General features: G+C 39.9%; 15 protein-coding genes. 11 read left to right on the forward strand and 4 right to left on the reverse strand.

The genetic code is table 11. From position 1 onward, the window contains the following. Positions 1-29: 29 nt before the first annotated feature. The 3 genes from DC082_RS00850 (at position 30) to DC082_RS00860 (ending at position 5,196) form a co-directional block, all read left to right on the forward strand. Positions 30-854 (forward strand): outer membrane protein assembly factor BamD, encoded by an 825-nt coding sequence (locus DC082_RS00850; RefSeq protein WP_109235335.1) that lies wholly within the window; start codon positions 30-32, stop codon positions 852-854. 401 nt (positions 855-1,255) lie between these two features. Continuing rightward, positions 1,256-2,536 carry a 3-deoxy-D-manno-octulosonic acid transferase gene (locus tag DC082_RS00855; protein ID WP_109235336.1) on the forward strand — a complete coding sequence of 427 codons (1,281 nt, stop codon included), beginning with the start codon at positions 1,256-1,258 and terminating at the stop codon, positions 2,534-2,536. A 446-nt stretch (positions 2,537-2,982) separates the two neighbouring features. Continuing rightward, positions 2,983-5,196, forward strand: a complete 2,214-nt coding sequence (locus DC082_RS00860; RefSeq protein WP_229821517.1) for an NADP-dependent isocitrate dehydrogenase — start codon at positions 2,983-2,985, stop codon at positions 5,194-5,196. Between the two features lie 260 nt (positions 5,197-5,456). On the opposite strand, the gene leuS is transcribed toward DC082_RS00860, so the two are convergent. Beyond that, positions 5,457-8,042: a leucine--tRNA ligase gene (gene leuS / locus DC082_RS00865; protein ID WP_109235338.1), complete on the reverse strand. Its 2,586-nt coding sequence runs from the start codon at positions 8,040-8,042 to the stop codon at positions 5,457-5,459. 608 nt (positions 8,043-8,650) lie between these two features. Here leuS and DC082_RS00870 point away from each other — a divergent pair. Continuing rightward, positions 8,651-9,421: an ABC transporter ATP-binding protein gene (locus DC082_RS00870; protein ID WP_109235339.1), complete on the forward strand. Its 771-nt coding sequence runs from the start codon at positions 8,651-8,653 to the stop codon at positions 9,419-9,421. A gap of 107 nt (positions 9,422-9,528) precedes the next feature. Further along, the gene (locus DC082_RS00875; protein ID WP_109235340.1) at positions 9,529-11,208 is read left to right on the forward strand and encodes a cysteine desulfurase family protein; all 1,680 of its coding nucleotides are present in this window, start codon (positions 9,529-9,531) and stop codon (positions 11,206-11,208) included. Between the two features lie 159 nt (positions 11,209-11,367). On the opposite strand, the gene pgsA is transcribed toward DC082_RS00875, so the two are convergent. Then, entirely contained in the window at positions 11,368-11,922 is a 555-nt protein-coding gene (gene pgsA / locus DC082_RS00880) for a CDP-diacylglycerol--glycerol-3-phosphate 3-phosphatidyltransferase (protein ID WP_109235341.1), read from the reverse strand. Positions 11,923-12,087: 165 nt separating this feature from the next. Between pgsA and guaB the strand changes: the two genes are divergently transcribed. The 3 genes from guaB (at position 12,088) to DC082_RS00895 (ending at position 16,461) form a co-directional block, all read left to right on the forward strand. Beyond that, on the forward strand, positions 12,088-13,548 hold the full coding sequence (gene guaB, locus DC082_RS00885; protein ID WP_109235342.1) for an IMP dehydrogenase: 1,461 nt from the start codon (positions 12,088-12,090) through the stop codon (positions 13,546-13,548). Positions 13,549-14,044: 496 nt separating this feature from the next. Beyond that, a complete protein-coding gene (gene lysS / locus DC082_RS00890; protein ID WP_109235343.1) occupies positions 14,045-15,559 on the forward strand; it encodes a lysine--tRNA ligase in 1,515 nt (504 codons plus the stop codon). Between the two features lie 440 nt (positions 15,560-15,999). Next, a complete protein-coding gene (locus DC082_RS00895; protein WP_133243668.1) occupies positions 16,000-16,461 on the forward strand; it encodes a hypothetical protein in 462 nt (153 codons plus the stop codon). 211 nt (positions 16,462-16,672) lie between these two features. On the opposite strand, the gene DC082_RS00900 is transcribed toward DC082_RS00895, so the two are convergent. Then, positions 16,673-16,852 carry a hypothetical protein gene (locus DC082_RS00900; RefSeq protein ID WP_094568183.1) on the reverse strand — a complete coding sequence of 60 codons (180 nt, stop codon included), beginning with the start codon at positions 16,850-16,852 and terminating at the stop codon, positions 16,673-16,675. Positions 16,853-17,748: 896 nt separating this feature from the next. On the opposite strand from DC082_RS00900, the gene queC reads away from it, so the two are divergent. From queC to queE, 3 genes are read left to right on the forward strand one after another with little or no spacing between them, the layout of a single operon-like run. Beyond that, positions 17,749-18,405 carry a 7-cyano-7-deazaguanine synthase QueC gene (gene queC / locus DC082_RS00905; RefSeq protein WP_109235344.1) on the forward strand — a complete coding sequence of 219 codons (657 nt, stop codon included), beginning with the start codon at positions 17,749-17,751 and terminating at the stop codon, positions 18,403-18,405. Continuing rightward, positions 18,405-18,830 carry a 6-pyruvoyl trahydropterin synthase family protein gene (locus DC082_RS00910; RefSeq protein WP_109235345.1) on the forward strand — a complete coding sequence of 142 codons (426 nt, stop codon included), beginning with the start codon at positions 18,405-18,407 and terminating at the stop codon, positions 18,828-18,830. The genes queC and DC082_RS00910 overlap by 1 nt, the downstream gene beginning before the upstream one ends. Then, positions 18,827-19,534 (forward strand): 7-carboxy-7-deazaguanine synthase QueE, encoded by a 708-nt coding sequence (queE, locus tag DC082_RS00915; RefSeq protein ID WP_109235346.1) that lies wholly within the window; start codon positions 18,827-18,829, stop codon positions 19,532-19,534. The genes DC082_RS00910 and queE overlap by 4 nt, the downstream gene beginning before the upstream one ends. Position 19,535: 1 nt before the next feature. On the opposite strand, the gene DC082_RS00920 is transcribed toward queE, so the two are convergent. After that, on the reverse strand, positions 19,536-20,108 hold the full coding sequence (locus tag DC082_RS00920; protein WP_109235347.1) for a TetR/AcrR family transcriptional regulator: 573 nt from the start codon (positions 20,106-20,108) through the stop codon (positions 19,536-19,538). Between the last annotated feature and the right edge of the window lie 273 nt (positions 20,109-20,381).

The raw sequence follows: 20,381 nt of genomic DNA on the forward strand, positions 1-20,381 counted from the left end.
ATTCAATTTGTTGGACCTATAGTAATAAAATGAAAGCGAAAACACTAAAAATTTTTATGATACTAATCACTGCTGGCGTTATTTCCGCTTGTGGTTCGACCTCTGCTAAAAAAGATGATAAGTACTACGCAATGACGGGACAGGATCTTTTAGAGGAGGGGAATAAAAACTTAGAAGGTGCTAGCTATGAGGTTGCAGTTCAACACTATGAGGCTATTGAAGCAAGATTCCCAAATACAAGTCTTGCTGAACAAGCAAAATTAAATAAGATTTATGCTCATTACCATAATCGTGATCATGATAAAGCTTTAGCAGAGATCGATACCTTTATTAGACTCTACCCTCACCATGAGAGTATCGACTATCTCTACTACATGCAAGGTTTGATCAACTTTGATAGAGCAAGATCGATACTTGATAAACTTCTTCCTCCCGATCGGGCGAAGATTGATCAGAATCAGATGAAAGAATCGCTCCAATCATTTATGACGGTAATCGAGCGCTATCCTGATGGTGATTATGCGGAAGATTCAGCTGAGCGCGTTATCTATCTTCGTAATTTATTAGCCGAAGCTGAAATTCATAAAGCAAAATTCTACCTTGATCGTCATGCATATGTGGGTGCTGCCAATCGTGCGCAATATGTTCTCGATAATTATGATGCAACAACATCGGTGTCGGATGCTCTCTATATTCAAGCAAAGGCCTATCAAGCGCTCGGCTTAGATGAGCTTTCTCAAAAGAGTCTTGCGGTGTTACTCCACAACTTTCCATATGATAAGCGCCTTGTAGAGTTTGGTTACACCATTACACCTACCGGTGCCGTTTTAACTGAAAGTGTTGTTGAAGAGTAGAAGAGATTGACGCATACACTTAAACCTATTGCTATTGTCGATATATTATAATCAACCCCTTAATAACCTCTTTATGGCTGTTATTAAGGGGTTATTTGATTTTACTGTTTTTCACCACTTTCTATAGAATAGCGGCTCTATTTGCGAGGCTAAGACAAAACTAGAGCTGCTTTCATCTCTACAATGATGATATCTCTTGTTTTTAAGATCATTTATGTGCAATATTGATTGTTTATCTGAATAAATTTGGATAAATATATTGGCCGGATATGGGTATATTAGATCGATCTAATCGGTGAAGCGTTAATAGGGTAAGATAACGAAAGATGTAAAAGATAGAACAGAAGAAGATAGAATAAAGATAAAGAAAGATATATGAAGTCTGTATGGAATAACAATATATGATAGTTTTGACACTCTATAGGTTGTTGTGGTGGGTTCTTTTACCCATTATTATTGTCACTCGGCTTTTTCGAGATTGGCGCTCCCCATTAGGTGTACGTTCCTTTTTACATCGCTTTGGTTTTCATAAATTGCCGGCAGCTGATCTAGTGATTCATGCTGTTTCATTGGGAGAAGTGCGTGCCGTCACCCCATTAGTTCGAAGATTACTACAAGAGAAGCAGTACTCGATCCTTTTTACTGCAACCACTTTAACCGGTAGTGATCAAATTGTTCGCACATTTAAGAAAGAGATCGCCTCTGGAGCGCTTTATCACTCCTATCTGCCACTCGATTTTGGTCCTTCTGTTTCTCGCTTTCTGGCGCAGGTAAAACCTAAAGCGATTCTGATTATGGAGACCGAGATTTGGCCTAATTTAATCTATCAAGCAGGAAAGCGTCACATTCCTCTGCTTATTATTAGCGCATGTCTCTCTGATCGTTCTTATCGTCGTTATCAAAAAATTGCTCCAGCGATGCATCGGCTCTTGAAGTCTGTGGATGTTTTAACACAGACGGATGAAGATACCTTACGCTTTGAAGTTTTGGGAGCGAAATCGGTAGAGCGGATGGGGAATATTAAATATGATCTTACCGTTTCAGATACCCTCTATCAAAAAGTAGAGCCTTTAGTAGCACAGCGCTCGCCTCGCTCGATCTATTGGATCGCTGCAAGCACTCATGAAGAGGAGGAAGAGATTGTTGTTGAGGCCTATATTAAGGCGCGTCGCCGAGCACCGCATCTTAAATTAATTTTGGTACCACGCCATCCTGAGCGCTTTCAAGAGGTGCGCTATCTATTAGAGGAGTATGCAGATGCGCATGATTTTAAGATCTCTATTCGCAGCGAAGGAGATCTTTTAATGCTCAATCCAAATGCAGATATTTGGCTGATCGACACTTTAGGAGAATTACTACTCTTCTATCTCTTTGCTGATATTGTGACGGTTGGCGGTAGCTTTGTCCCAATTGGTGGGCATAATATCTTAGAGCCGGCCTATTTTGCTAAACCAATTATTGTTGGGCCCCATATGGAGGAGAATCGGGAGACCTTGTTCAACTTCCTTGAAAGTAGAGCATTGATACAGGTAGATGCAGATCAGCTAGCGGAGGTTGTCATCGACTTTGCAAATGATCCCTCTCTCCGTGAAAGTTACGGCGCTGCCGCACAGAAAACAATGGCTCAAAATCAAGGTGCTATTGAGGTTGTCATGGCAAAGTTGAATGAGCTTCTTGATTAATTCTCAGATTAAGCTTCATTTTTATCCATCATTGGGGATCATTTGCTAATTCTTAGCCATCTCTTATATACTGCTAAAGTTCTTTGCTAATCCTTCCTCTCTTTCTTTATCTATTTAATGACCTTTTAATGACCTTTGTAATATGGTCAGCTTCTGAGTGATATCAATAGAGAGAAAGACCTAATAATGAACAACAAATTAGATTGTTGCGATAGTTTTAGGGATAACTGTTATTGAGTATCAATGAAGCGGGTCTCAAATAAAGAGATCATCAATGGACTTTTCCATGATTAATCTGCATGAAGAGGATCTGCATGAAGAGGTTATAGGAGAAAGAGATAGGGTAGCAAATATTTGATAATAAAATAATTTAATGCAATATTGATCAAACAATTTTAAGTTAGATATTATATATATTCACATACTGATAAGGATAGATAACAAATATGGCAAAATCTAAGATTTTTTATACAAAGACAGATGAGGCGCCAGCGCTTGCAACCTACTCATTTCTTCCGATCGTAGAAGCTTTCACCTCTCCTGCTGAGATCGATATCGAGGTTAAGGATATCTCACTTACGGGAAGAATCTTAGCGCTTTTCCCTGATCTTCTCACAGAAGAGCAACGTGTTGAGGATGCTCTTTCAGAGCTAGGTCATTTAACACAAGATCCTAAAACAAATATTATTAAACTCCCTAATATTTCGGCATCTATTCCACAGTTAAAGCGCGCAATTGCAGAGCTACAGGCGGCAGGTTTTGCTATCCCTGATTTTCCTGAAGAGCCAAAAGATGAGAAAGAGGCAGAAATCAAAGCACGTTATGCGCGTGTGTTAGGGTCTGCTGTCAATCCTGTATTACGTGAAGGGAACTCGGATCGTAGGGCACCGGCAGCAATTAAGGAATTTGCGCGCAATAATCCGCATTCAATGGGTGAGTGGAAAAAAGATTCAAAAACAGCTGTTGCAACAATGAGTGAAGGGGATTTCTATGGAACAGAGCAATCTGTTACGATCCCTGAAGCAACAGAGTATAAAATTGTCTTTAAAGGAGCGGAGGGTGAGAAAACCCTAAAAGATTATGCGCCCCTATTAAAAGGTGAAATTGTTGATTCCTCGGTCATGAATCTTGCTAAATTAAAAGCATTTGTTACTGAGGCGATTAAAGAAGCAAAAGAGAAAGATGTCCTTCTCTCAGCACATTTGAAAGCAACAATGATGAAAGTATCAGATCCTATTATGTTTGGTGCGATAGTTGAGGTCTATTTTGCCGATCTATTTGCACAATATAGCGATCTCTTTAAGGAGTTAGGAGTCGATACCCGTAATGGTCTTGGAGATATCTACGCCAAGATTAAAGGTCATGAGAAAGAGGCGGAAGTGGTTGCAGCAATCGATGCGGCAATTGAGAAAGGTCCGCGTCTTGCAATGGTTGATTCCGATAAGGGAATTACCAATCTTCATGTCCCTTCAGATGTTATTGTTGATGCCTCAATGCCGGCGATGATTCGTGCAGGGGGGAAGATGTGGAACCGTGATAATAAGACGGAAGATACCGTCGCTATTATTCCTGACCGTTGCTATTCAGGCGTTTTTGCGGCAACAATTGAAGATTGTATTGCCAATGGTGCCTTAGATCCTCGTACAATGGGTACGGTACCTAATGTTGGTTTAATGGCACAAAAAGCAGAAGAGTATGGCTCACATGATAAGACATTCCAGGCAGAGGCTGATGGTGTTATCGATGTTGTAGCGAAAGATGGCACAATTTTGATGAGTCAAAAAGTAGAGAAGGGTGATATCTTCAGAATGTGTCAAGCGAAAGATGCACCTATTCAAGATTGGGTAAAATTAGCAGTAACGCGTGCACGACTTTCAGATACCCCTGCTGTTTTCTGGTTAGATCCGCAGCGTGCGCATGATCGTGAAATGATCAAGAAAGTCGAACGCTACTTAAAAGATCATGATACAAATGGTCTTGATATTCAAATTATGGATCCTATCTCTGCGGCAAAGCATACGTTAAAACGTATCAGAGAAGGAAAAGATACGATCTCTGTAACAGGTAACGTTCTACGTGATTACTTAACGGATCTGTTCCCTATTCTTGAGCTTGGTACTTCAGCGAAGATGCTCTCAATCGTTCCGTTGATGAAAGGAGGCGGCCTCTTTGAAACAGGAGCAGGAGGTTCAGCGCCTAAGCATGTAGAGCAATTCTTAACGGAGGGGTATCTTCGTTGGGATTCATTGGGTGAATTCCTAGCATTGGCAGAATCGCTCAAGCATCTTGGACGCACTCAAGAGAATCCAAAAGCCTTAGTCTTGGCTGATGCGCTTGATATTGCAAATAGTAAGTTCTTGAAAGAGGATCGCTCACCTGCAAGAAAATTGGGTCAAATCGATAATCGAGGTTCGCACTTTTATCTTGCACTCTACTGGGCAGAAGCGTTAGCAAATCAGGATCAAGATGCAGAGTTAAAAGAGATCTTCACTAAAGTACATCAAGAGTTGGCAACAAATGAAGCGAAGATTAATGAAGAGTTAATTAGCGCCCAAGGTAAAGCACAAGATATTGGTGGTTATTATCGCCCAATTGATGAAAAAGCGATTAAAGCGATGCGACCAAGTGAGACTTTTAATGCTGTTTTAGCAGCACTCTAGTAGCTAATCTTTAGTCGTTAAAGTTAGTCTCTAATAGTTAATTAAGCTATTAAGTAACTATTTAAGAAAAACAACTAAGAAGATTAATTAAGAAGATTAATTAAGAAAACCCCAGCAAGTTTAACTTGTTGGGGTTTTTATATAGTTATCGTTAGTTGTCGTAGGGTACTATCGAGATAACTGTTATCGTGTTATAACTCTCTCGATAGTGAGAGAGTTATTGGATAAAAATTACTGAATGAATAATGAGTACTATTGGATTAATTTGCAACAATATTCACTAAACGATTAGGCACGACAATAATTCGACGGATTTCACCTTCAATAAATTTAGCAGCATTCTCATTTGCAAGAGCTGCTTTTTCTATCTCCTCTTTTGAGGCAGAGGCTGGGACAATAATCTCCCCTCTTAAGCGACCATTAACTTGAACCATATATTTTACTTCATCTGATACGAGAGCTTCTGCAACAACCTCAGGAAGAGGGTGGTTGAGGATGTCATCACCAAATAGTGTTGTCCAGATTGTATGTGTAATATGGGGAACAATTGGGCTAAGTAGGCGAAGCATAATAGAGAAGCCTTCCTGCTTCACTGCTGCTTCATCTCTTGAGTCACCTAATTTACTCAAAGTATTGAGCATAATCATATTGGCAGAGATAACCGTATTAAAGTGGAATCGCTCATAATCGTAGAGTGCTTTCTTCAGCTCTTGATGAATCTCGCGACGTGCATCTTTAGCGCTCTTTTCTGTTAATGCTTCACAGCTGAGGGTTAAATCTTTTAAGATCGCCTGATTCTCATAAGCGAAGTTCCAAACACGACGTAAGAATCGATCTGCACCTTCTAGCCCAGATGCTGACCACTCAAGTGTCTGCTCAGGAGGAGAGGTAAACATCATAAAGAGACGCGAGACATCTGCACCATACTCTTTAACAATCGCTTCTGGATCAACCCCATTATTCTTCGATTTCCCCATTTTTTGGATACCGTAGTAGGTAACAGGTTTACCATCTGCTTTTAAGAAATACTCTTTCTCACCATTATTCTCACGAACTTCAACATCTTTAATGTTAAACCATTCATAGCCTTTTGAGCTATGGCGGAAGAATGAAGGAGAGACAACCATTCCTTGAGTTAAGAGTGCTTTAAAGGGTTCAGGGCCCACTTTCTCAATATCGCCTAATAAACCTTCATTACGCATTAGCTTATGGAAGAAGCGTGAGTAGAGAAGGTGGAGGATGGCATGCTCAACACCCCCAATATATTGGTCGACAGGAAGCCATGCTGTTGCCGCTTCAGGGTCGATCATTCCTTTCTCATAATTGCTACATGCAAAACGAGCGTAATACCAAGAGGACTCAACAAAAGTATCCATCGTGTCAGTTTCGCGCTCAGCTGCACCACCACATTTTGGGCATGCTACATTTTTGAAAGAGTCTAATTTATTAAGAGGATTTCCACTTCCATCCGGAATGCAATCGGTTGGTAAGACTACAGGTAGATCTTTTTCAGGAACAGGTACTTCGCCACAGCTTGGGCAGTTGATGATAGGGATTGGGCAACCCCAATAGCGTTGACGTGAAATTCCCCAGTCGCGTAAGCGATATTGCGTCTTCGGTTTACCTAAACCTTTAGCCTCTAATGCTGCGCCAATCTTACTAAAGGCTTCTTCAAAATTAAGACCATCAAACTCACCGGAATTGATCAATGTACCATGTTCTGCGAGTGACTCATGCCATGTATCGGTGCTGATGTCCCCATTTTCTGGTTTGATAACAACTTTGATAGGGAGGTTATACTTTTTAGCAAAGGCAAAATCACGAGCATCATGCGCCGGAACGGCCATTACCGCGCCATCACCATAAGCCATTAAGACATAGTTAGCGACCCAGATCTCAACCTTTTCACCTGTTAGGGGATGAGTTGCAAACTCTCCGGTTGGCATTCCTTTAGCTTCTTGTGTAGCAAAGTCAGCTTCACTGGTGCCTGTTTTTTGACACTCTTTAATAAACTCTGCTAATTGAGGATTGTTTTCTGCTGCTTTTGCGGCAATAGCATGCTCAGGAGCGACTGCAACATAGGTAACACCCATCAATGTGTCGGGGCGAGTAGTGAAGACATTAAATTGCCCACCTTCATGGAGGAATGTTACCTCCATCCCTTCTGAACGCCCAATCCAATTTGCCTGCATTGTTCTGACTTGCTCAGGCCACTCTTCTAAAAGTGCGAGATCTTCCAATAACTCATCGGCATAATCGGTAATTTTGAAGTAGTACATGGGGATCTCACGGCGCTCCACAAGTGCATCAGAACGCCAGCCACGCCCATCAATAACCTGCTCATTAGCAAGTACTGTTTGATCTACAGGGTCCCAATTAACGATCCCTTTTTTACGATAGATAACCCCTTTTTTATAGAGCTGGAGGAAAAACCATTGCTCCCAACCATAATATTCAGGATCGCAAGTAGAGAACTCGCGGGACCAGTCGAAGCCAAATCCAAGCTCTCTAAATTGTTTACGCATATAGATAATATTCTTCTGCGTCCAATCATTAGGAGAGACCTTGTTATCGATCGCCGCATTTTCAGCCGGCATCCCAAATGCATCCCAGCCAATCGGTTGCATGACATTGTAGCCACTCATCTTTTTATAGCGGGTGATAACGTCACCAATAGTGTAGTTACGGACATGGCCCATATGGAGTCTACCGGATGGGTAGGGGAACATCGAAAGACAGTAGTAATTTGGCTTATCGGTTTTATCTTCTACTTTAAAAGAAGCATTCTTTTCCCAAAATTCTTGCGCTGATGCTTCAATTACGGCCGCTTCGTAGGTTGGTTTCATTCAAAAAAATCCTTTATTTTATAGTCGTTTAATAAAGTTTAAATAGGGTTTAAATAGAGTTTAATCGTCTTTAAGCAGGATTTAAGTAGAGTTTTAATACTCAGTTTTTAATACTCAAATGTGCTTAACAAGCTTAATATTAATAATTTCGCTAACGATATCGTTAAATATTGTTTAAAGCTGCCACTAGACAGTTTGATACAGATTTTTTGATTATACATTTTAATCCTAGTTTAGGATCTAAATTCTAAATCCTAGATCTTGAATCTAGAAGGGATATCTATCAATGTATGGCGATGCATCTATCTTTGATACATCAAATATATTGTTGCATCTGTATATTGGTATCAATTGTAGGTTTTAGTCAGCAGTTTTCGGGCAAATAGTCTAGGAAGCATGTAAAAACCGCCACTAAAGTAGTGTTGAAAATGGTGGTAATATGCCACTTTCTACAGCTATTTTTTGATTTCGTTATTATACACTATGTTTTGGCCCTTTTGTCCTATTAGCTCGGGAACTTTCTAAGAAATGTTCAGTCGTTTCTTGGTGAATGTTGTTATAATAAAGAGCTTGCCTTATCTTATTTGAATATTAGGAATCATCATATTATGAGCAGTCAGCCTACGTTAGTCGTTGAAAATATCCATAAGTCTTTTGGGGATAGAGAGATCTTAAAAGGGATCTCATTGACCTTAAATAAGGGAGATGTTGTCTCGATGTTAGGGGCTTCTGGCTCCGGTAAGAGTACTTTTTTACGGTGTATTAATTTATTGGAGAATCCAGATCAAGGAGAGATAACGCTCAATGGCGAGAAGCTCATTTTAGTACCTGGCCCTGATGGTTTAGTGGCAAAAGATCCTAAAGCGCTTCAGAAGATGCGTACTGAATTAGGGATGGTATTCCAAAACTTTAATCTTTGGGGGCATATGACGGTACTTGAAAATATGATCGAAGCGCCTATTCATGTTTTAGGACTCTCGAAAAAAGAGGCAAAAGAGCGCGCTTTAGCGCTTTTAGCTAAAGTAGGGATGAGTGAGCGAGTGAATGATTACCCTATTTCTTTATCAGGTGGGCAGCAGCAACGTGTTGCAATTGCGCGCGCTTTAGCGATGGAGCCGAGTGTTATTCTCTTTGATGAGCCGACATCAGCACTTGATCCAGAATTAGTGCATGAGGTATTAACAGTGATGCAAGATTTAGCAAAAGAGGGGATGACGATGATTGTTGTTACCCATGAGATGGATTTTGCGCGTAATGTTTCTAATCGTGTCGTCTTCTTCCATGAAGGTAAAATTGAAGAGGAGGGCGCGCCCCATGAACTCTTTACGAATCCTCAGTCAGATCGCTTTAAACAATTTATTAAGCATTATAATCGTTAGAGATTCTCCCTTTGAGGGTAAAGAATTACCAATTAAAGGCTCTTTGTGAGCCTTTTTCATTTCTGATGTAGCATCCTGTTATAGAGATAACCGTTATAGAGATAATTATGAAATCAATATTAGAAAATTTTGGGATTGATCCATTTATGAAACAGCGCAATAATCAGCAAGATCACGCTTTGCAAAAGAGATCAATAGGGAAGAGCGACTCTAAGTTACCGACTAAACCCCAATTTTCAGGAATTATCTATCTCGACTACGCTGCAACGACGCCGGTTGATCCTGAGGTGATCGACTCGATGGTCAGCGCAATGGAGTGTGATTGGGCAAATGTAGGAAGCCCTCATGAATTGGGGATGCTAACTAAACAGAGAGTTGAGGATGCGCTTTCAGAGATAGCGGCACATTTTAATCTCCAAAGAGATGAGATTATTATTACAAGTGGGGCAACTGAGTCGATTAATCATGCGCTAAAAGGGGTATTGATGGCGCAAAAAAAACGGGAAATTATTACGACTACGATCGAGCATAAAGCGACGGTTAATACTGTTCAAGCCTTGATGAAGCAGGGGTATCGAGCAAAGTTTATCGCACCTAATGCAGAGAGAACTATTACCGCAGAGATGGTTGAATCTGCCATTACCGAAGAGACTGCACTTATTTCTCTTATCTGGGTCAATAATGAGACAGGCGATAAATTACCTGTTGAAGAGATTGCGCAGGTTGCACGCCAATATAAGATTCCGATCCATATTGATGCAACACAGGCAGCGCCCCATTTTCAATTTGATGCGACACAATTTGATCTAGTGAGTCTTTCAGCTCATAAATGTTATGGCCCTAAAGGAATAGGGTTACTCTATCGACGTGCATTTCCCAAGTTGCCGATGAAACCTCTCATTGATGGTAGCGGAGGACAAATGGCGTTGCGGGCGGGGACGATGATGAATGAGTCGATTGTCGGATTTGCTAAAGCGCTTAATCTTATTGCTCAGCGTTGGGAAGATGAGCGTCATCGCTTAGTTCGATTAGAGAGTCTTCTTCTGAAGCAATTGCTCCCTTATGGCGTTGAGGTTAATAGTGCATCTCCTTTAGCTGAGCGAGAGCCGGGAGTATTAAATCTCTATATCCCTCATGTCCATGCAGATGCTTTAATGGCTTTAATTCCCAAAGTAGCAATTGCAAAGGGGTCAGCATGTAATAGTGATAGTTCGCTCCCCTCTTATGTATTAACTGAGATGGGATATAGTCATCGACGAGCACTCTCATCAATACGAGTGAGTGTTGGGCGCTTTACAACAGAAGAGGAGGTCTTAACTGCCGGAAATTATTTGAGTGAAGCTATCGCATTTTTACAAAGTATTGCATTAGGAGAGTCGGCCGCATGGTATGGAGAATATAATCTTTATGATAGTGATGTCTCTTCCATTTTAACGCCGGAATTGGTGGCGGAAAGTTGTGAGGATTATCAGGAGAATAAAATACCTGCAGAGCCTCTACTTGTTATCGATGAACCTCACTATCAATTAGCGCTATATGGCTCGGTAGATGCGCTTGAAGTGGATGATGGGAAGATCTTAAAGCTACAAGATATTACGGCAAAAGTGTATGGCGCACCTTTCTATTTAGCGCTCTTTAATGAACTTGTTAAGACTTTAAGAGAATCGGCATTGACGCCTAATCTCTCATTAGAGACCCTTTTAGGGAGAAGAATTCCAGCACAATATCTACGTGACTCTCTACAAATTGAGAAGGCATTGCGGAATTTTGCCAATGAGTCTTTATAAGTGTGAAGGTTTAGGTAGAAAATAGAAACTATAAAAATAGAAATTGAAAAAGAAAAATTGAAAAAGAAGAGCTGAAAAAAGAGAAACCCCATTAAAAAAATGGGGTTTTTCATTAATATGAGATTTTTTGAAGTTTTTTATCTTCTATCTATTTCGCGCTTATCTTACTCGTAAGACTTTCCAAGTTGAGTAGAGATATTGCATCATTGACCAGAGTGTTAAAGCGGTTGCAATAATTAAGAAGATAATGCCGAGTTCATAGAGAGGTATACCGAAAAGAGGTTTTTCGTAGAGGATAAAGGTAATTGCCCCCATCTGAAAAGCCGTTTTCCATTTGCCGATCCAAGAGACTGCAACGACCCCTCTCTCTCCCATACTGGCCATCCACTCTCGAAGTGCAGAGATAGTGATTTCACGGCTGATAATAATCATTACAGAGAGTGTGAGATACCACTTATGGGGATCATGATCGATAATTGCAATGAGCGCTACTGCAACAAGGAGCTTATCTGCAACAGGATCTAAAAAGGCGCCAAAACTAGAGGTTTGGTTCCATTTTCTCGCAAGATAACCATCTAGCCAATCTGTTAATGAGGCGGCCATAAAAAGGAGCGTCAATACAATATTTTTATTGGGAGTATCGAGAAAGTAACAGAGAATAAAGACAGGAATCGCAACGACTCGTGTCCAGGTGATGAGGCTAGGAAGGTTCATACTTAGATTAACTCCTCGAGAACATTTTAATAGGCACCTCGGTTATTATAACAAACTTTTTTAAAATTTATTTAATTGCGCAAAAGCCCCATAAAATCTAGCAAGAGCTATTTTTTTTTGTTAAAATAAGCCACTTTTTAAATTGCTGTTCTTGGAGAGAGACATATGCTTAGAATAATGGAAAAAGGTTTAACCTTTGACGATGTATTATTAGTACCTGATTACTCTGAAGTTCTTCCGAGAGATGTGTCACTCAGGACACAACTTACTCAAAAAATAGCGCTCAATATTCCGCTTCTTTCGGCGGCGATGGATACCGTGACAGAGAGTAAAATGGCAATTGCACTTGCACAGCAAGGTGGAATTGGCATTATTCATAAAAATTTAACCCCAGCAGAGCAGGCAAGACAAGTTCGTAAGGTTAAAAATTTTGAGAGTGGTGTTTTAACAGATCCGATCACAGTCACTACGGAGTGTACATTAGAAGAGGTGCGTAATATTATGCGTAACCGAAATATCTCTAGTGTGCCGGTACTTTCAACGGATGGAAAAGTAGCCGGTATTATTACAACGCGTGACTTACGTTTCCAGACCGATTTAAATAAAAATATAACAGAGGCGATGACGAACCGTGATCGCCTTATTACTATCCATGAAGGGGCAACGCGTGAAGAGATTATTGAGCGTCTTCGCTCACACCGTTTAGAGCGTCTAGTGGTTGTTAATGATAATAATGAGCTTCGTGGCTTAATCACTGTAAAAGATCTGTCCCATACTGATACGCACCCTAATGCGGTGATGGATGATGAAGAGCGCCTACTTTGTGGTGCCGCGGTCGGGGCTGGTGATGGTACAGAAGAGCGTATCGAGCAATTAGTTGATGTTGGTGTTGATGTTATTATTGTTGATACCGCCCATGGTCATTCAAAAGGGGTTATTGATCGTGTTCGTTGGGTCAAACAACATTATCCTGATCTGCAGATTATTAGCGGAAACATTGCAACAGCAGAAGCGGCAAAAGCATTAATGCAAGCAGGAACAGATGGCGTTAAAGTAGGGATTGGTCCAGGATCTATCTGTACGACACGTATCGTTGCTGGAATTGGCTTCCCGCAAGTCAGCGCAATTGCCAATGTGGCGGCAGCTCTTAGAGGAAGTGGTATTCCTGTGATCGCAGATGGCGGGGTTCGTTACTCCGGTGATATGGCGAAAGCATTAGCAGCTGGGGCAAACTCTATCATGGTGGGTTCTATTCTTGCAGGAACGGATGAATCTCCTGGTGAAATTGAGTTCTACCAAGGAAGAGCTTACAAATCATATCGTGGAATGGGTTCACTAGGTGCAATGAGTGCAGGCTCATCTGACCGCTATTTCCAAGAAGGATCAAGTGCTGATAAATTAGTGCCGGAAGGTATTGAAGGTCGAGTAGCTTATAAAGGTTCTGCTGCACCTATTATTCATCAATTAATGGGTGGAATTCGTGCGGGGATGGGGTATGTTGGTTGTGCAACGATTGAAGAGATGAATACAAAACCTCGTTTTGTAGAGATTACAAGCGCAGGTATGAATGAATCTCACGTGCATGATGTCACTATTACAAAAGAGGCACCAAACTACTCACGTTAATCACGACTCTCATTACTATTATCATCATAACTATATCAGCCATGCATGTTAATTATGAGTATATGAGTATATGAGTGTATGGATTATCCACTTATGAGCTGTGAAAGATGGGAAGATTAGTATTAAAGCTCTCTTTAGAGCTTCTCAATCACTTCTGATTCTCATGCTTATTAGCAAGTATTCTATATTTGCAAGAGTGATTAAAAGTGGTGATTTTAGTTGGGTAATTTCTATAAAATAGTGGATAATAGAAGAGTAAAGTAGTTTGTAGATTCGCATTTGCGAATTTGCGCTAAAAATCTCGGGGAGAGATCCTCGAGATTTTTGAGTTTTTAGAAAAACGAGCAAAATACCGGCAATGAGGTTCTTCAGGGTCTTCTTTTGACCCATAAAGAGAGGAGAACTCAATTGTTGCAACTAAGATGGGGTGAAAGGATTGAATCGAAGAAGTCATCCTTTCGGATATTGTAAACCATGATTTAAAGTAGAAGATATAATGACAAAAGAGACTGTAGTGAACGATCACGAGCATAATGAGAATCATCTAATTACAGAGCGCCGCGAAAAGCTTGCGAAGATTCGTGAGTCGAAACCGGTGGCATTCCCTAATCACTTTAGAAAAGATACCGATGCAAAAGCACTTCATCAAGAGATGGAAGGGCTTGATCGTGAGGCGCTAAAGGAGAAGGGTAAGATTGTTAAGATGGCCGGTCGTATCGTTGCTAAGCGTCTTTTTGGTAAGGGTGGTTTTATCAGTCTGCGTGATCAGACCGGTGATATTCAGATATTTGTGAATACCAGTTTAATTGGGGTTGAGGCCTTTGAAGAATTTAAGACCTGGGATATTGGTGATATCGTTGCCGTAGAGGGTGAAGTCTCTCGCTCAGATAAAGGGGAATTGACCGTAAGAGCGAATCAGTTAATTTTATTAACAAAATCGTTGCGCCCATTGCCGGACAAATTCCACGGGTTAACTGATGTTGAAGCACGTTATCGCAAACGTTACCTCGATCTTATTATGAATGAGTCCTCCCGTGAGACCTTCCGTAAACGCAACTTAATTTTACGAACCATTCGTAACTTTATGGATGAGTGGGGTTTTGAAGAGGTGGAAACACCGATGATGCACCCTATTCCAGGCGGTGCGAATGCACAACCCTTTGTAACGCATCATAATGCATTAGATATGGAGTTTTATCTTCGTATTGCACCGGAACTCTATCTTAAGAGATTAATTGTTGGCGGTATGGAACGAGTCTATGAGATTAATCGTAACTTCCGCAATGAGGGTGTCTCTACACGCCACAATCCTGAATTTACAATGATGGAGTGGTATTGGGCATATGCAGATTACAAAGATATGATGGATATGACTGAGGCGATGATGCGTAAAGTTGCCATAGAGGTGAATGGCTCGACAGAAGTTCCTTATCAAGGATATACATTAGATTTTGGCAAGCCATCATTGAGAATGACGGTCCAAGAATCTATTTTGAAATATTGTGAAGAGGCGAAAGATTATGACCTTGATACAAGGGAAGGGGTTGCGGCATTAGCAGATCTTTATCACATTAAATATCAAGATAGTGATTGTTGGGGCAAGATTTTAATGGAGATTTTCGATGAGAAGGTTGAAGAGAATCTAATGCAGCCAACCTTTATCACAGGTTATCCACTTGCAGTATCGCCCTTGGCAAGAAAGAATGATGAAAATCCATTAATCACGGATCGTTTTGAGTATTTTATTGGTGGACGAGAAGTCGGTAATGGCTATTCGGAGCTTAATGATGCGGAAGATCAGCATGAGCGCTTTATCTCTCAAGTGGCAGATAAAGAATCAGGAGATGATGAAGCGATGCATTATGATAAAGATTTTGTAACGGCGCTTGAATATGGTATGCCTCCGACAGGTGGAGAAGGAATAGGTATCGATCGATTAGTGATGATCTTTACAGATTCACCATCAATTCGTGATGTATTACTCTTTCCCCATATGCGTATGCGTGATTGATTAGTTGATTAGTTGATTAATTGATTGATATAACATGTATCCTGTATCAGGGTAATAAGAGCAGAGATCTTCAAACTTCAATGATCTCAGTAAAAGATAAGTAATAGTGATCCCTTTTCATAAGTATGAGAAGGGATTTTTTTATCGCCATAATAACAGCTTCATTATCTCGATTTATGATATGATAATTTCCACGGCCTACTATTTCTATATGTAGCACCATTAATAGAGGAGAGCTTCTGGCCGTATTTTGAGTATCTACTCACTAATTCTCTCATCTATTTATCAATAGTGGTTGTAATCTATTCGATCTGTCGAAGTTATAGATAATCTCTAGATCACATATAGTAATAGGCTCATCAAGAGCAGATCTTATTTATATTGAAGATGGCGCGTAGCTTGATAACTACCCCATAATGAAAGAGATTAAAAAAGATAGAATGAAAGCGAAAGCCTCGATATATGCCCACACAGCTCAGGCAAAAGTGATGCAGGCATTAACGATTTTCCTCTTTACCGTCATTGTCATGGCGATAGCAGCAAAGTTTGATTCCCCTATCCCCCTTCTTACATACCTTATTTTAGCGCTATTTATCTACTACATTGGAGATATGAGAGCAGCGCTCTATACCGATCGTTTACGCGTACGGGCTACTTTAGGGAAGAGAAGAGAATATCTCTTTTCTCAAGGAAAATTTTGGCTTGAATCGAAGCCTTCACTCTTTGCTAAATTATTCGGTTCTGAAGAAGGTTTGCGAATTGTTTATCAAGAGGAGGGGAAAAGAGCGGTTGTTGTGATGAATGAGCTCTTTTCAGATCAAGATTTAAGGGAGCTTTATGCAGAGATTGATCAGCTCCAAAGGGCATATGCGCAAAAAGATGAAGTTACTATGTTAGGGTAGCGATCTATTTTTCAGACTTCTATATACATTTTATATAGGATGTAAAAAGCCCATCATATGATGGGCTTTTTAGTGGGTTGGTCGTCTCTTCACGACTCGATTAAATTTGGAATCAAGATAAAGCAATTATGAAACTTAAGCTCTATTTTGATAGTTGATAATAAAATAATAATCTCAAAATTGGGTCAATTAAGATGACTCTTTGTAGTGATTATGAGAATTGTACGAAGTTTTTCATCTCTTCAAACCAGTTGAATCCACCGCCTTTATACCAAACTTGTTCGGTGTTTTCATCAACTCTTATAATGGTATCCCACTGTTCATTTCTCATTAGCAAGCTACCAACATCTACAACATGACCGTTTCTATCGATTGGTTGTTTTTTAATCATAATTTTCTCCTAATTTTTTCTTGTTATTACCATAGGAATTAGCAACGCCTGATTAAGGAGCGTGCTACTTGAAAAGATCTACTTATCTGTTTAATCAATTATTTTGACTAACAAATATTTAATAGATCTCAAACAATCTAACCTGTTTAATGCAATTTGTACATATTAATTTTTTTATTAGTTGATTAATATTCACTAATAAAATAGAACAGCCCCGTTTTTGGGGGGTATGTAACATCTCTCTATGCCGAAAAGATCTTTTTAAATTCTTATTAAACAGCACTAAATAGGATCAAGTTTTTAAAAGAAGGGTAAAGCATAGAGCGCTTCAATCTTCTATTTGATGATCTATTTAGTTTTCCAGTACCTACTGTCGATGTAAATGAAATAATATTGACAAAGTAGGCTTGCTACATCATTGCTTGTAATCGTTGAGTAGCAGTTATTTTGGTAATATGGGTATGTTTTATTAACTTATATCAATGTATTAATGTATTAAATATACAAAAATATATAACTATGTAACTTTATAAAGATAAATAAAATAAACTTATCGGATTAAATTTATCTTTAATCTTATGATTTCTTCAATATTTCAATTTTAATCTCTACTAGCAACTTCACTCTACAGTTATCAATTTTATATTATGAGAGTGGCAACACAAGGGGCGTGTAGATACTGTTTTATTAAAGAATGTTTCTTATTATAGGAAGTGGCTTAGGCGATGTCAATATATACCTATAATATCTCTATCGTTTATATTCTCATACCGTAGAGAAATATGTCGATTATTTTGTTTAGCGATTGCCATCATGATCATTTTTGATATACTTCTCAAACGCTAAAAAGCAGAGGTATTAGCGCAACCCTCTATAAAAAACTAAGGAGATTCCCTATGAATCAAAATCGTGCGATCGTCGTATTTAGTGGCGGTCAGGATAGTACGACCTGTCTATTTTGGGCAAAAGAGCGATTTGAAGATGTTATCGCATTAACGTTTGATTATGGACAGCGTCATAGTAATGAAGTAGATCATGCAAGAGCGATTGCCGAGGAGCTTGGTGTTGAGCTTATTGTTTTTGAATTGGATCTCTTTTCTCGATTAACTAAAAATGCCCTTACTGATGAGAGTCTTACAATTGAGAGTCATGATGGTGAACCGCCATCAACATTTGTTCCTGGGCGTAATCATCTCTTTTTCTCTATCGCCGCAATGGTGGCTTATCAACGGATGGCTAAACATATTGTTGTCGGAGTCAGTGAAACCGACTTTAGTGGCTATCCAGATTGTCGAGATAACTTTATTAAATCATTAAATGTGACTCTCAATTTAGCAATGGATGCCGCTTTTGAGCTTCATACCCCCTTGATGTGGCGTGATAAAGCGGAAGTTTGGGCATTGTCTGATGAGTTAGGTGCGTTTGATTATGTGCGAGAGAGAACACTCACCTGTTATAACGGGATCCCTGCATCGGGTTGTGGAGAATGTCCCGCCTGTATTTTACGAAATAATGGTTTAAATCATTATCTAGCTCAGCGTAAGGAGAAGTAATGTTACAACAATTTTATCCTACGCCGGCACATAGTTTTCGCTATGAGCTCAATAAAGATATGCATTTTGCAGCGGCTCATTTTATTCCGAATGAGCTAGCTGGCGTCTGTCAAAGAGTTCATGGTCATACTTACTTTGCGAATATTACCGTTGTCGGTAATGAGTTAGATGAGTGTGGATTTTTAATCAACTTTCAGACTTTAAAGGCATTACTTCACGGTGTTTATGATCATACATTGATGAATGATCATCCTGATTTTTATCATGAACCTCCTTCAACAGAAGTGGTCGCGAAGATGGCATGGCAACGAATTCAGAAGGCTCTAGATCAAGAACCTCATCAGCCGCGGTGCATACAGATTTTAATTAGGGAAACACCAACAAGTTATGTACGCTATCTTCCGCAAGAGGAGGATTTTAAATGAATCTTCCTATCTTAGAGATCTTTGGACCGACCATTCAGGGTGAAGGGATGGTGATTGGTCGTAAAACCTGTTTTGTTAGATTAGCGGCCTGTGATTATCAGTGTGTTTGGTGTGATTCTAAATTTACTTGGGATGGTTCCATTAAGCCTGATTTGATGAGTATAGAAGAGATTGTTGCCGCTGTGATAAAGCTGGCTAACAATAGGGCAGATCACATTACGATTAGTGGTGGTAATCCGGCGCTCTATAAAGGGTTATCGGAACTAGTTTTACAATTGCAAGATGCCGGGTATCAGGTTGCCATTGAGACTCAAGGTTCAAAATGGAATGAGGCTCTTCTATTGATTGATGAAGTGACGCTCTCTCCTAAACCTCCATCGAGTGAAATGATGACTGACTTTACCCTTTTATCAGAAATCATTACAAGATTATCAGGACGAAATATCTCCCTGAAAGTTGTTGTTTTTGATGAAAGAGATCTGCAATATGCTGAAGAGATCCATCAGTGCTACCCAGAGATACCTCTCTTTTTACAGGTTGGAAATGATCAGACGACTCTGGAAGATGAGGCTACAACGGCAAGATATCTTCTAACTCGCTACAGTGAGCTTGTTGAGGTTGTGATGGCTTCAACAATTTTAAAAAATGTTCGTGTTCTCCCACAACTTCATGCGCTATTGTGGGGGAATCGTCGTGGTGTGTAGATTAAAGCGCCGGAAGTAGTAGTGAGAAGATCTCATCATCTGATTCAAAGAGCCCAGGACGCCAATCATTAGGGTCGGAGAGAGAGATCGTTACAAGATAAGAGTAGAGAAGGAAAGCTCGTTGTGCAGCTTCCTTTTCGCTATATCCAAGGGATTCTATTAGCTCTTCAATGTAGTTGAGTCGAAATTGATCCACCTCTTCCATCATTTTCCGTGCCATCTTATCTCGTCTTGCCCATGCTCTAATTGCAAGTTCAAAGTCGGCAGCCCCTTTTGCAGAATCTCCACGAGTTGGGAGATTAAAGATAATTGCTAGCTGCTGTTTCGGTGGGTAGTGGGTATTTTTTAAACGACGAATAACTTGATCAGTTGCTCGACTCTTCCAATCGAGCAAAATCTCTTGGAGTAGCTCATTTCTCCCTTTGAAATGATGGTAGAAACTTCCGCGAGTAATGCCGATATTTTGCGCTAATGTCTCGACACGAACCGAATCAATACCGCTCTTAATAAGCATCTGTTGGCCCGCTTTAATCCAATCATTGCGAGAAAGTGGGGTGGATACTTTACGTGTCATAAATGATCAATACCTTATTTGCTTGGTTCTTTAAATGCACCTATTACGCTGTAATTATAATCTTGCAATGGGGGCTGAGTAGTAAGAGCCGCGATAGGATTTTTTAGAAAATGAAATTTCTATAGAAGGCTTTTAGTTCGGTTACCAATTTTATCGGGCAATTATCATTTCATAAATAACGCTTAAAGGCGAATATTTAAATTGACTTTGATCAAACAATAGCCAAAACAAGCAAAACATACACTACTGTATTGACAGCTATCAAAGATCTTG

This window comes from Ignatzschineria indica, from assembly GCF_003121925.1.
GTDB classification, from domain to species: domain Bacteria; phylum Pseudomonadota; class Gammaproteobacteria; order Cardiobacteriales; family Wohlfahrtiimonadaceae; genus Ignatzschineria; species Ignatzschineria indica.

What these genes read in the sequence shown, in the direction of transcription:
- DC082_RS00850 (WP_109235335.1), top strand. Translation starts at nt 30, where the DNA reads ATGAAAGCGAAAACACTAAAAATTTTTATGATACTAATCACTGCTGGC.
- DC082_RS00855 (WP_109235336.1), top strand. Translation starts at nt 1,256, where the DNA reads ATGATAGTTTTGACACTCTATAGGTTGTTGTGGTGGGTTCTTTTACCC.
- DC082_RS00860 (WP_229821517.1), top strand. Translation starts at nt 2,983, where the DNA reads ATGGCAAAATCTAAGATTTTTTATACAAAGACAGATGAGGCGCCAGCG.
- leuS (WP_109235338.1), bottom strand. Translation starts at nt 8,042, where the DNA reads ATGAAACCAACCTACGAAGCGGCCGTAATTGAAGCATCAGCGCAAGAA.
- DC082_RS00870 (WP_109235339.1), top strand. Translation starts at nt 8,651, where the DNA reads ATGAGCAGTCAGCCTACGTTAGTCGTTGAAAATATCCATAAGTCTTTT.
- DC082_RS00875 (WP_109235340.1), top strand. Translation starts at nt 9,529, where the DNA reads ATGAAATCAATATTAGAAAATTTTGGGATTGATCCATTTATGAAACAG.
- pgsA (WP_109235341.1), bottom strand. Translation starts at nt 11,922, where the DNA reads ATGAACCTTCCTAGCCTCATCACCTGGACACGAGTCGTTGCGATTCCT.
- guaB (WP_109235342.1), top strand. Translation starts at nt 12,088, where the DNA reads ATGCTTAGAATAATGGAAAAAGGTTTAACCTTTGACGATGTATTATTA.
- lysS (WP_109235343.1), top strand. Translation starts at nt 14,045, where the DNA reads ATGACAAAAGAGACTGTAGTGAACGATCACGAGCATAATGAGAATCAT.
- DC082_RS00895 (WP_133243668.1), top strand. Translation starts at nt 16,000, where the DNA reads ATGAAAGCGAAAGCCTCGATATATGCCCACACAGCTCAGGCAAAAGTG.
- DC082_RS00900 (WP_094568183.1), bottom strand. Translation starts at nt 16,852, where the DNA reads ATGATTAAAAAACAACCAATCGATAGAAACGGTCATGTTGTAGATGTT.
- queC (WP_109235344.1), top strand. Translation starts at nt 17,749, where the DNA reads ATGAATCAAAATCGTGCGATCGTCGTATTTAGTGGCGGTCAGGATAGT.
- DC082_RS00910 (WP_109235345.1), top strand. Translation starts at nt 18,405, where the DNA reads ATGTTACAACAATTTTATCCTACGCCGGCACATAGTTTTCGCTATGAG.
- queE (WP_109235346.1), top strand. Translation starts at nt 18,827, where the DNA reads ATGAATCTTCCTATCTTAGAGATCTTTGGACCGACCATTCAGGGTGAA.
- DC082_RS00920 (WP_109235347.1), bottom strand. Translation starts at nt 20,108, where the DNA reads ATGACACGTAAAGTATCCACCCCACTTTCTCGCAATGATTGGATTAAA.